At 61.3% G+C, this 11,342-nt stretch carries 11 protein-coding genes; 4 read left to right on the forward strand and 7 right to left on the reverse strand.

The window, feature by feature from the left end; genetic code table 11:
* Positions 1-86 precede the first annotated feature (86 nt).
* Positions 87-1,097 (forward strand): transporter, encoded by a 1,011-nt coding sequence (locus VVD49_RS01025; protein ID WP_327597260.1) that lies wholly within the window; start codon positions 87-89, stop codon positions 1,095-1,097.
* A gap of 26 nt (positions 1,098-1,123) precedes the next feature.
* Here the strand turns inward: VVD49_RS01025 and VVD49_RS01030 are convergent, their stop codons facing one another.
* From VVD49_RS01030 to VVD49_RS01060, 7 genes are all read right to left on the reverse strand, one after another.
* Positions 1,124-1,909: a glycosyltransferase family 25 protein gene (locus VVD49_RS01030; RefSeq protein ID WP_327597261.1), complete on the reverse strand. Its 786-nt coding sequence runs from the start codon at positions 1,907-1,909 to the stop codon at positions 1,124-1,126.
* A 37-nt stretch (positions 1,910-1,946) separates the two neighbouring features.
* Positions 1,947-4,289 (reverse strand): NB-ARC domain-containing protein, encoded by a 2,343-nt coding sequence (locus VVD49_RS01035; protein ID WP_327597262.1) that lies wholly within the window; start codon positions 4,287-4,289, stop codon positions 1,947-1,949.
* Between the two features lie 17 nt (positions 4,290-4,306).
* Positions 4,307-4,696 (reverse strand): hypothetical protein, encoded by a 390-nt coding sequence (locus VVD49_RS01040; RefSeq protein WP_327597263.1) that lies wholly within the window; start codon positions 4,694-4,696, stop codon positions 4,307-4,309.
* Positions 4,697-4,708: 12 nt separating this feature from the next.
* The gene (locus VVD49_RS01045; protein WP_327597264.1) at positions 4,709-5,011 is read right to left on the reverse strand and encodes an antibiotic biosynthesis monooxygenase family protein; all 303 of its coding nucleotides are present in this window, start codon (positions 5,009-5,011) and stop codon (positions 4,709-4,711) included.
* 111 nt (positions 5,012-5,122) lie between these two features.
* A complete protein-coding gene (locus VVD49_RS01050; RefSeq protein ID WP_327597265.1) occupies positions 5,123-5,392 on the reverse strand; it encodes a hypothetical protein in 270 nt (89 codons plus the stop codon).
* A gap of 82 nt (positions 5,393-5,474) precedes the next feature.
* A complete protein-coding gene (locus tag VVD49_RS01055) occupies positions 5,475-6,239 on the reverse strand; it encodes a LytR/AlgR family response regulator transcription factor (RefSeq protein WP_327597266.1) in 765 nt (254 codons plus the stop codon).
* A complete protein-coding gene (locus tag VVD49_RS01060) occupies positions 6,239-7,333 on the reverse strand; it encodes a sensor histidine kinase (protein WP_327597267.1) in 1,095 nt (364 codons plus the stop codon). Before VVD49_RS01060 ends, VVD49_RS01055 begins: the two co-directional genes overlap by 1 nt.
* A 218-nt stretch (positions 7,334-7,551) precedes the next feature.
* Between VVD49_RS01060 and argH the strand changes: the two genes are divergently transcribed.
* From argH to VVD49_RS01075, 3 genes are all read left to right on the forward strand, one after another.
* Positions 7,552-8,979 (forward strand): argininosuccinate lyase, encoded by a 1,428-nt coding sequence (gene argH, locus VVD49_RS01065; RefSeq protein WP_327597268.1) that lies wholly within the window; start codon positions 7,552-7,554, stop codon positions 8,977-8,979.
* Between the two features lie 165 nt (positions 8,980-9,144).
* Entirely contained in the window at positions 9,145-10,425 is a 1,281-nt protein-coding gene (locus VVD49_RS01070) for a protein kinase domain-containing protein (protein WP_327597269.1), read from the forward strand.
* A gap of 272 nt (positions 10,426-10,697) precedes the next feature.
* Positions 10,698-11,339 (forward strand): hypothetical protein, encoded by a 642-nt coding sequence (locus VVD49_RS01075; RefSeq protein WP_327597270.1) that lies wholly within the window; start codon positions 10,698-10,700, stop codon positions 11,337-11,339.
* The last annotated feature ends 3 nt before the right edge of the window (positions 11,340-11,342 follow it).

The raw sequence follows: 11,342 nt of genomic DNA on the forward strand, positions 1-11,342 counted from the left end.
TATTGCTGCAACCGTGCTGTAACAGGATCTTCATAAACTCTGGCGAGCAGCGTTCTGTCGACGCTGCGCACTGAACGCAATCGCCCATGGCAATTCCCGACACCCGCTACGGCACCGATGCCAACGGCCTCATCTGCGGTTTCCTGATGAGCCCCGACGCACATGCCACGGCACTCGACTCCACGGCCGCGGCAGAGTGGATTGCCTCGCATGCACAGGACTCGGGCGAGCACTTCATCTGGCTACACTTCAACCTCGGCCACACTGCCACCGAGAAGTGGCTGGCTCAGCATGCGCACCTGCCCGAGGAGTTCTTCGACGGCTTGCGCGAAGGCTCGCACGCCACGCGTATCGAGCTCGTCGAGCCTTCCCTGCTCGCCATCGTCAACGATGTGCACTACGACTTCTCCTTCGAACCGTCGGAGATCTCGACGCTCTGGCTATGCGTCAGCGAACGCGTCGTCATTACGGCGCGGCGTCGCCCGCTGCGCTCCATCGACAAGCTGCGTACGGCCGTAAAAGCCGGGGAGATCATCCGCTCGCCGCTGGAATTACTGATCCATCTGCTGCGTGATCAGGCCGACGTACTGGTCAGCATCGTACGCGGCGTCACCACACGCATCGATCAGGTCGAGGACAAGTTGCTCGAAGGCAAACTCGGCCTGACACGCGCTGGCCTCGGCTCGCTGCGGCGGCTCCTGGTGCGCCTGCAAAGACTGCTGGCCCCCGAGCCGGCCTCGCTGTTCCGCTTGCTGCAGCAACCACCGCACTGGATAGATGAGGCGGACACGATGGAATTGCGCCAGTCGACCGAGGAGTTTTCCGTGGTGCTGCGTGACATGAGCGCGCTACAGGAGCGCATCAAGCTGCTGCAGGAAGAGATCGCCGCCCACGTCAATGAGCAGAACAATCGCAGCCTCTACGTGCTGACCATCGTCACCGTGCTTGCCCTGCCGATCAACATCGTCGCCGGCCTGCTCGGCATGAATGTCGGCGGCATTCCCCTCGCAGAACATGCGGAAGGCTTCTGGATCATCGTGGCACTGATTGCCAGTTTCACGGGCATCGCTGCGTGGTGGGCGCTGAAAGACCGATAACGCGCCACACCTTCCATCGGCAGACTCTACGACTGGATAGTTGAAATCGCCTCGTCATTCCTGGTGATCACAGGGGGCGGGAAAGCTACATATGAATCCATGGTCGGGTATGCCGCGCCGGTTACGACATCGAGCCCCATATTGGCGACCCTGTAGCTCAAGCCCGGAAAAGCTACCGACATTGGCCTTAGCGGAAAGCAGCGTTCCAGCAATTTCTTTGCGCCCTTGGGTGTCACCGTGTAGCACACCAGACCGAGTGCAGCATGCAGCTTCAACACGTCAGGACGAATCGGCGCGGATTTGAAAGCCTCTATCGACTCCCGCAGCCCGTTCTGGTCCCCAAGGATTGCACAACGATTCACACCACCATGCAGGCTCAGGGTCATCGGCGAGTCAAAATTCCAACCCCATAGCAAGACATCAAAATCGCCATCCAGCGTGCCAAGGATCCTGCTCTGGATGCTGCGAAACTCCGGATGGAAAATCGCATCGTCTTCACAAACGGTAAGGGGCGTCTGATCCGCAATGCATTGCAACCAAAGACTTCGATGAGACAACGCGGCACCGACGGCGCCGTCCTTGTACTTCTGCAAAATCTCGGGAGTCATGAGCCCGCTGTATGCCAGCCCTTCCCTCGCAACAGTCTTGCCGTCCACCGCGGGAAAGCGTTCGTAGGCAATTGCAGAACAATTGTGACGCTCGAACTCCTCCAGTCGCTGGGTGCTGCGATCAAGATTTATGCAATATGTTTTGGTCGTTGCACTAGACATAACAAGCGTACTGAATAATCGTATTGAGAAGAGGGTCTGCATCTTCTCTCGTACGCATCCTGCACGCAACTGGCCACAGTCACCCGGCCGCCGCCTTGCTCTCTGACCTGGTCAAGATGTGCTCAGGCAGGTCGACCGCATGCAGGGCCGCAAGCTGTGCCCGCACCTCGCCAGCATAAGCTGCGCCCTGCGGGCCAAGCTGTTCGGCGGGCAGTGTCGCCGGAAACAACAGAGGCATGAGCGCCGCACTGTCAGCTGCTTGCAGCTGCGCCTCTATTTGCGCGGGGGCTGCATCGCGCCCGCTGCAATGCCAGCCATCGCGCAAGGCAACAGCCAGGGTGAGGGCCGCATCGGTCGTCTTGTCGTGCAAGCACACCAGACGCTTGCAAACCTGCTCTACCACCTGAGCGTAAAAGCGGATGGTGTAGGGATCGGGCGCGATGGGTTCGACCTGGAAACGGTAAGCGTGCTCGACCGCGCTCCCCCAGGCCTGGGCCGCCGCCGCATGGTCTTGCGCCGCCACGGCAATGTCGCCCAGCACGCGCCACAGATTGGCCTGCACTTCCGGATCGTCTTCCGAAACCCCCAGCTGCAGACCAAGCTGGCACAAAGACTGCGCATCGGCAGGGCGTCCGGCTTCGACGAGCATGTCCGCGAGATGGTAATAGACCCAGGCCGTATCCCAATCGTCATTTTTGGCAATGAACTGGTCGAGCGCATCGCGATAGAAAGCCTCTGCGCCAACGTAATCGCGCGCGCCAAAGCGTCGCGCCTCGGCAAGGAAGATGCTGGTCATGCCATGCAGATGACGTGCATCGCCACGCGTCGGCATGCTGCCCTCGTCGGCAAGACCTGCACGGCGCCGCAGCTCTACAAGAATGCTGCTTACCTCGTCCCAATTACCGGCATGGCGATCTTCCGTTTCCTTCGGATAAACCTCCTTGAAACGCGTCAGCAGGCGCAAGCCTTCACGTGATTCAGGGCGAATGTCGCGCTGCTGCCATTCGAGCAGCAGCTGGTCGCAGAAGTGGAACTCGAGGAAACAGCCCCACCACCAGAAACCATCGAACCAGGCGCGCAGGAAGGCGGTCACGACGGTCTTGAACTCTCCCGCGCGGCCAAGGTGGTACAGCCAGTCGTCCTTGGCGTCGCCCCAGGCACGGTTCTCGTAGCGATACCACTGACCGTAGCCACTGTCCTCCTGCTGGTATTCCTCTTCGAGTTCGTTGAGGCGCTCTCGATAGAAGGCGGTGGCCCGGAGATGCAATTCGCGTACGCGCTCCTGCCCGATCTTGCCACGCAGGTATTCGGCAAAAGTGCGATGCATGGTGTAGCACTCGCCGCGGGCTTCGATGAGGCCGGAGTCGCATAGCGCATTCAAGGTCTCTGAGGTCGCGCCGGAGATGTGGGTGGCCAGCGCTTCGCTGAACATCGAGGGGTTGGGGCGAAGGATGGACAGGCTGGCAACGGCATCGCGCAGCAGATCGCCACCCAGCGAACCCTGACTGCTGCCCAGCCACTGATAACTGGCTTCGATCACGCTGCGCAGCGAACGCGGCAGGTCTACGGCGTATTCCGGTGGTTGCTGCAAGTCGAACACCAGCTCGACGTTCTCGAGGGTTTCGATGGCTTCACGCAGCAGGCGGTTCTGCCCGGTGCTTGATGCATCACGCAGGAAGCAGCCGATCGGAATCAGCGCCTGTGGCAAGCCATCGACACGCTTGACGAGCTGACGTGCAGCAACCGGATCAGCCGCGACTGCTTCCGGCGAAAACTGTTGCAGCAACGCCATGCCATCGGCACTACCCAGCATGCCCAAGGTGATGACCTTGCCGCTGAGCTTGTGTGCAAGCTTGGGAAAGCGCGTCGTAAACAATGATGCGCAGGCGTTACCACCGACCTTGAATGCCAGCCCGTTTTCCAGGCTCCACACATCGTCAACCACCAACAGCGCGCGCTTGCGCGCCAGGGCCTTGGTGACGACGCGCTTCCAATAGGCCTCGGTACCGAAATCCTCGTTGGCCGCATCAGTGTCCACCGTGTCGGCGCCACACAACTCCAGCGCCCACTCTCGCAACTCACCACGTACGTCGGGGGCCTTGCCGAGGTTGGCCCACAGCACGCCATCCGGAAAGCGCTTCTGCAGTTCGACATCGTTCGCCAGCAAACACGCCAGCGCCGTCTTGCCGATGCCCATCGCCAACTGGATGGCGATCGCCCGCGGCGCCCCGGCGATCAACGCAGCCTTGATCTCGCGGATGACTTCATCGCGGCCGACAAGGGAGTAATTCTCGGGCGTGCTCGGCGCCATCATCGGTGGCGCGGGCGTCGCCTCTTCACGGCCGATGATGACCTTGTCGGCATGCCCGATCTGATTGAGGCTACCAACACGCCCAAGGCGATTGTCGAAATCCGGCGGCATGGCGGCTCAACGGCAGCTCATGGCTTGCCACTACCGATATGCACATCGCCTGCAGTGCCGATCTGGTTGATGCTGCCGACATCACCCGTGATCTGGTTACTGAAGCTGATGCCCGCTGCCTGCGTGTGCACGAGGGTAGCGCTCAACTCGCGCATCAATTCGTCATCCTCGGCCAGCAGTTTCTTCAGCTCCTTGCGCAAGGCAGCCTGCGTGTCGGCATCGGTCGGCTCCTTCGCCAGATCATCCAGCGCGGCTTGCGCAACGGGCAGCCGCTTCAACTTGTCGTACAGGGCCGCCGCCTGCTTCCAGGCCGCATCCCCGGCAGCGCCGGCAATTTTCTCCCCGGCCTTGGCAAGGTAAGGACTCAAAACCGCAACGGCGGCGGTCGCAATCGACACGGGATCCATGAGCGCCTCCTTTCAGGGTGGAAAGCGGTAATCGCGCAAGGGTGTGCACACCTGAACGCGATACTCGGACATGAACTCGCGCCGGCCACGCGCCTGCACTGCCTGGTGTTCGGGATGGTTACGCCAGGCGAGCAGAGTCTGGGTATCGACGAACTCGACGATGGAGACGTACTCCCCGTCCGCCGCCGCAAAATCCTTGTAACTGATGAAACCCGGCATGCTGCGCGCCAGCTCGGCCATGCGCGCCCCCGCCTCTTCCAGCGCGGCAAAGTCGGCACCCTCTCGAATACGGGAACGGAAAACGACCACTACCATGGCGCTGCCTCCCAGCCTGTGTGCCCTTAATAGAGCCTAGGCGAGCCAGCGGCGCGACGCTAGCTGTACTAGCGAACAGAGGGATAGCGAAACTGGAGATGAAGCAGAGCGTCAGGGGCTGGCGAGCCGAGCGGTCGCCTTGTCGAGCCAGAGTGCCAACGCGTCAGTGAGGCTCTCGCGGCTGAAGGAACAGCTATCGCCTGAGAATAGACGGCTGGACTCGATGCGCATGAGCACGTCATCGAGCGCCTTGAGGTACTGCGGTGGAAGTTGCTCGCACAGCGCACCGCCCTGCTTGCGCCACAAGGCAACGAAGGCATCGGTGCTGGTTGCATCCTTGCCGTAGTCGATCAAGGACTGGCGCAGCTCAGCATGAATCATTGGATTCTCGAATCACAATCCCATGAGAAAAATACCGCAGAAGCCGTAGCGATCGGCCCGCGCAGCAGGTTCATGCGGTGTTTCAACCGCCCAGTTCGGAGCGGACGTGCGCCCACTGGCGACGACTGATCGGCAAGGCATCCGGCACGCTGTTGAGTCGCACCGACCAGTGTCCTTCGCCGCCATCCTCACCCAGCGCGCGCTCGAAGCCGACCACGGCGGCACGCGCGACCAGACAGTTGCGATGAATGCGTACGAAACGCTCGGGAAACTCCTGCTCGAGCTGCACCAGAGACTCTTCGAGCAGGTATTCGCGCTCGGTCGAACGCGCCGTGACGTACTTGAGTTCGGCCTTGAGGAAGACCACATCACCGATCGGGATCAGGTGGATGCGTCCACGCTCGCTGCAGGTCAGGTGGCGACGCGGTTCGGCGAACTGGTCAAGCTTGTCGTGCGTGACCGGTGCGACCCGGCGCACCTTGTCGAGGGCCGAGGCCAAGCGCTCGGCGCGCACAGGCTTGAGCAGGTAGTCGATGGCATTGAGCTCGAAGGCCTGCACCGCGTATTCGTCGTAGGCCGTGATGAAGACGATGTGCGGCGGGTTCTCGAGGCGCGTCGCATGCTGGGCGAATTCAATGCCATCCATGGCCGGCATGCGGATGTCGACCAGCAGCACATCGGGCCGCTGGCTCTCAAGAAAGCGCAGGGCTTCGATGCCATTGCCCGCCATGCCCATCAGCTTGGTCGGCTGCTCGTTGGCAATGTCACCGAGCAGGTCGCGCAGGCGCTCCCGCGCTGGGGCTTCGTCGTCGACGATGAGTACGTTGAGTGCTTCGAGCTGGTCCATCACTTGTCCTCCTTGCGCAAAGGCATGCGGATCCGCACGCGGAATTCGCCTTCACGCTCTTCTGTGGTGAGTACTGCTTCCAGATCAAAAAACAGGGCCAGCCGCTCCCTGATGTTATTCAGCGCCATCTTGTTGCCGCTCGATCGCTTCGAGCCGCGTGCAACGGGGTTGCTGATGCCGATTTCAAGCATTCGCCCCTTGCGCACGATGCCGATGCGGATAGTACCCGGTTCGGCACTGGGCTCGATGCCGTGGTAGACGGCATTTTCGATGAGCGGCTGCAGCATCAGCGGCGGCACCTTGGCATTCAGCGGTGCGTATTTCAGCTCCCAGTTGACGCGCAGACGGTCGCCCAGGCGCAGACGCTCCAGCTCGAGATAACGATTGCACAGCTCGATCTCATCGCAGAGCGTGACCAGGTCGCGGTTGTCCTTCATCAGCTCGCGAAAGAGTTCGGCCAGCGATTCGAGCGCCTGCTCTGCACGCTTCGGATCGGAGCGTATGACGCCGAGAACGCCGTTGAGACTATTGAAGAAGAAATGCGGGCGGATACGCGCGGTCAGCGCCAGGATGCGCGCCTCATCGAGCGCTGGCGTCTGCTCGATCTGGCGCCAGCGAAAATAGCCGACTACGACCAGCGCGGCCGCCGCTGCCCACGCCAGATGCCGCAGATGTGCCTCTCGGGAACCGGGCAACAATCCGAAACCATGCGCAAAGACCGTTGCCAGCAAGGCCAGGCACACGGTCATCACGCACAACTCCCGCCAGGTCAGCCGCGTCAGCCAGGACCCCAGTCGATACAGAATCAGAGCCGTAGCGAACAGCGGAATCTGGATGCGGCCAACCAGCAACAGAAGCTCGCGCGAAGTCGCGGTGGTGCTGTCATAGCGCATCAGCAAGGTCACCAGCACGAGCAGGTTCACGACGACCAGCACCCGCATCATGGCGCCGAGGTTGCGGAAATCCGGCACCGCGATACGCACGCGCTCGACCTGTGGTCGTTTACGCAACGCACCGGCCTTGCCCGGCATCCGCGTCTGGGGGTCGGCGCCAAGCTGGGTGGAGGGAGGTGGTTGATTTATACTTGCGGTCATTTCATGGATGCGTGCAGGCTGGTTTGAAAGCCTGACGGGTAGTGTCGCAGGTGGTACCACACAGGCGCCCCACGCATGAGCGGAAGCGCGGCTGAACGTAGCCGGCAAGGCCAGAGCAGGCCCGCAAAGTCAAAGACAAAATCCATCCCGAAGTGAACGACGGCACATTCAAGCCACATTTGAGCGCAAAAAGACCAGCCCGGATCATGACAGATTCAATGCAAAACACCCCCAATACCGACGACTCCGCCCACAACAAAGCGTGGTCAGGCCGCTTTTCGGAGCCCGTTTCCGACCTCGTCAAGCGCTACACCGCCTCGGTTTTCTTCGATCAGCGCATGGCAGAGCAGGACATTCGCGGCTCATTGGCCCATGCCGCAATGCTCGCCAAGCAATACATCATCAGCGAGCAGGACCTTGCCGACATCCAGCGTGGCATGGCACAGATTCTGGAAGAAATCCGCGTCGGCAAGTTCGAATGGAGTCTCGATGCGGAGGACGTGCACCTCAACATCGAGCGTCGCCTGACCAATCTGGTGGGCGATGCAGGCAAGCGCCTTCACACTGGCCGCTCACGTAACGACCAGGTCGCGACCGACATCCGTCTGTGGCTGCGCGACGCAATCGACCAGATCCTGGCACTCATCGGCGATTTCCAGCGCAACGTCCTGCAACTCGCTGAAGAACACGCGGCCACGCCAATGCCTGGCCACACCCATCTGCAGGTCGCACAGCCGGTAACGTTTGGTCATCACCTGATGGCCTATTTCGAAATGCTGCAACGGGATGCCGAGCGCTTCACGGATGCGCGCCGCCGTACCAACCGCCTGCCACTCGGCTCGGCCGCGCTGGCCGGAACCAGCTTCCCGATCGACCGCGCATTCGTCGCCAGGGAACTGGGCTTCGAGGCCGTCTGCGAAAACTCGCTGGATGCCGTGTCCGATCGCGATTTCGCCATCGAATTCTGTGCGGCCGTATCCATCACCATGACGCATCTGTCGCGACTGTCCGAAGAGCTGATCCTGTGGATGAGTCCGCGCTTCGGCTTTATCGATCTGGCCGACCGTTTCTGCACCGGCAGCTCCATCATGCCGCAGAAGAAAAACCCCGACGTGCCCGAACTTGTGCGCGGCAAGACCGGCCGCGTCAACGGCCACCTCGTCGCCCTGCTGACCCTGATGAAAGGCCAGCCGCTGGCCTATAACAAGGACAACCAGGAAGACAAGGAGCCCCTGTTCGACGCAGCCGACACGATGATCGACACCCTGCGCATTTATGCCGACATGATCCTCGGCATTCGCGTCAAGGCCGACGCCATGCGTGCCGCCCTGGCCCTGGGTTTTGCCACGGCAACCGACCTCGCCGACTACCTCGTCAAGAAGGGCCTGCCTTTCCGTGACGCGCATGAAGCCGTAGCGCTGGCGGTACGTGCCGCCGAAACGCGCGGTTGCGATCTGGCGGACTTCACTCTCGATGAGTTGCGCGTAGCCATGGCACACGTCAACGGCGCGGGTGAACGTCTCGACAGCGACATCGCTGGTGTGCTGACCATCGAAGGCTCGCTGGGTGCGCGCAATCACATTGGCGGCACCGCGCCCGAACAGGTCCGCGCAGCAATCGTGCGGGCGCGCAAGAGGCTGGCCTGAATCACCGACCCCGGCAATGCAGCATGACCCAGGCATGCTGCATTGCCCTTTTGGGCAGGGCCATACGCGTCCGCCCAAAGCGGGCCACAAGCCAACCCGCAAAGGTATGATGCACCCTGGTGCCCACATGTTCGCGGGCAATGAGGCGGGGGCTGCAGCAACCATATGGAACGGATCGGCAAGTACGACATACTGCATCTGATCGGCGAAGGCTCGACCAGTGACGTCTTTCTCGGCTATGACCCGTTCGCCCAGCGTCAGGTTGCCATCAAGCGCATTTTCAACGAACTGCTGCGCGACCCTTTGCGTGGTACGGCCTATCGCCAGCAACTGCAGACGGAGGCCGCACTCGCCGGCCGTCTGAAACACCCGCACATCGTCGAAGTCTATGACGTAAGCATCAACGACGACAGCTCGTATCTCGTCATGGAGCACATCGCAGGCGGCACGCTGGAAGCCTTCTGCACGCCCGACAATCTGCTCGGCTTCGACCGTCTCATCGAAATCCTGTTCAAGTGCACGCGTGCGCTGGATTTCGCCTTCATGCACGGCGTCACGCACCGCGACGTCAAACCCGCCAATATCCTGCTGGTCACACCAGATGGTGGCGAGGTCAAGGTTTCTGACTTTGGCGCCGCGCTGTTCAAGGATATTGACCGCACCATGGTCATCGGCCTGGGTTCGCCTGCCTACATGTCCCCCGAGCAGGTGCGCGAACAGGCCCTGACCCACCAGACCGACATCTATTCGCTGGGCATCATGATGTTCCAGCTACTCACTGGCCAGCTGCCCTTTTCGGGCGCCAATCCAGTCAGCCTCGCCTACCAGATCAATCACACCGAAACGCCGATTCCTTCTTCGGTGCGCCCGGAGATTCCGCCGGAGCTCGACCGCATCGTGGCCCGGGCGACCCATAAATCGCTCTCCGCACGCTATGCCAGTTGGCTCGAGTTCTCCCACGATCTGGCACAGGCTTCGCGCAGCTTGCGTCTCCACGCGCAACGCCCTGCCGAGTCCGAAACACAGCGCTTCCAGATATTGCGTGAAATGCGTTTCCTCTCGGATTTCAGCGAAGTCGAGATCTGGGAAACCTTGCGCATGACCGAATGGCGTGCGGTCAGCGCCGGTAGCCTGGTCATGCGCCGCAGCGAGCCCGGCGGCTATTTCGCCCTGCTCGCCTCGGGGCAAGCCTGCATCTGCCTTGAAGGCCAGCGCCTGCATACGCTCTCGCCCGGCGAATGCTTCGGCGAGATGGCCATGTTCGCGGGCGGTAACGGCACGCGCACAGCGGACGTCATAGCAGACTCCGACTGCCTCGTTGCAGAGATTCGTCAGGCCACACTGGAGCGCGCCTCGCCGGATTGCCAGACACGCTTTTATCGCGCCTTCCTCGGCACACTCGCGGCGCGGCTGGCGCAGACGAGCGTCCGGGCAGTCCACCCCTGAACCCGCCTGCTGGACCGCACCGCATCCTTCGTCGACAGATTTGACACTCGCATGCAGCCGTCCCTACGAATGCCTGGAAGAAGGGCCCATCCACATGAATATAAACACATTTTTTCGGCAAACCAATCGGGCACCTTAATTGCTTGAATGTCGTCAATTCAGCGCTGGATGACGCTGCGTGACTTAGTTCTGCTCGCCCGCACGCCAGTCAGGCGACAATCGCAGCGAAAGACGCCTCGGCGCCGCAACAGACCTTACGGAAGCAAGCAACCATGAACCCGACAAAGCCCGAGCAAACTGCAAGCCCCGAGCCAGCCAAGATGAGCGACGCCCGCCGCAAGCTGATCCGCGCCGGTCTGGCGTCAGGACCGGTCGTTGCCACTCTCGCTAGCCCTGCGGTGTTTGCCACAGACTGCGTTGCGCCCTCGCAAACGCTTTCGGCCGCAAAAAGCCACGGCACGACCCAGCTTGGCAATTGCTCGACGGCAGACTCCTGCGACACCTGGAAAAGCAAGCTTGGCAACACGAACTGCTCCGCGCAGGAAGCCGTTTGGCGCGACACGCTGTTTCATAACGTGTTCACCCAACAAGGCAGTGCGAGCGGCTGCCGCATGTACAAGACCACAAGCGGCGGTGCAGCGCCCATGAGCTTCTATGAGGTGCTGTCCCTGAGCAACAGCACCACCGGGATCCAGGTCGCTCGCCAGTTTGTTGCGGCTTATCTCAACGTCTGCGCCGGCAAGGTCAAGTTCCCGGTGGATGGCATTGCTTCGCAAGCTGGCACGGCACAGGCCGTCGTGGCCATGTGGAGTGAATGGGCAACGAAGAATTCCTACACCCCTTATGCCGGTGCTTCGGCCTGGGATGGCAGCAAGGTAAGCCATTACCTTACATACTTCGTCCCCAAGGTCTGATCG

It is taken from the genome of Uliginosibacterium silvisoli (assembly GCF_036017035.1).
Classification (GTDB): Bacteria; Pseudomonadota; Gammaproteobacteria; order Burkholderiales; family Rhodocyclaceae; genus Viridibacterium; species Viridibacterium silvisoli.

What these genes read in the sequence shown, in the direction of transcription:
- VVD49_RS01060 (WP_327597267.1), bottom strand. Translation starts at nt 7,333, where the DNA reads ATGACCGCAAGTATAAATCAACCACCTCCCTCCACCCAGCTTGGCGCC.
- VVD49_RS01040 (WP_327597263.1), bottom strand. Translation starts at nt 4,696, where the DNA reads ATGGATCCCGTGTCGATTGCGACCGCCGCCGTTGCGGTTTTGAGTCCT.
- VVD49_RS01045 (WP_327597264.1), bottom strand. Translation starts at nt 5,011, where the DNA reads ATGGTAGTGGTCGTTTTCCGTTCCCGTATTCGAGAGGGTGCCGACTTT.
- VVD49_RS01050 (WP_327597265.1), bottom strand. Translation starts at nt 5,392, where the DNA reads ATGATTCATGCTGAGCTGCGCCAGTCCTTGATCGACTACGGCAAGGAT.
- VVD49_RS01035 (WP_327597262.1), bottom strand. Translation starts at nt 4,289, where the DNA reads ATGCCGCCGGATTTCGACAATCGCCTTGGGCGTGTTGGTAGCCTCAAT.
- VVD49_RS01030 (WP_327597261.1), bottom strand. Translation starts at nt 1,909, where the DNA reads ATGCAGACCCTCTTCTCAATACGATTATTCAGTACGCTTGTTATGTCT.
- VVD49_RS01070 (WP_327597269.1), top strand. Translation starts at nt 9,145, where the DNA reads ATGGAACGGATCGGCAAGTACGACATACTGCATCTGATCGGCGAAGGC.
- VVD49_RS01075 (WP_327597270.1), top strand. Translation starts at nt 10,698, where the DNA reads ATGAACCCGACAAAGCCCGAGCAAACTGCAAGCCCCGAGCCAGCCAAG.
- argH (WP_327597268.1), top strand. Translation starts at nt 7,552, where the DNA reads ATGCAAAACACCCCCAATACCGACGACTCCGCCCACAACAAAGCGTGG.
- VVD49_RS01055 (WP_327597266.1), bottom strand. Translation starts at nt 6,239, where the DNA reads ATGGACCAGCTCGAAGCACTCAACGTACTCATCGTCGACGACGAAGCC.
- VVD49_RS01025 (WP_327597260.1), top strand. Translation starts at nt 87, where the DNA reads ATGGCAATTCCCGACACCCGCTACGGCACCGATGCCAACGGCCTCATC.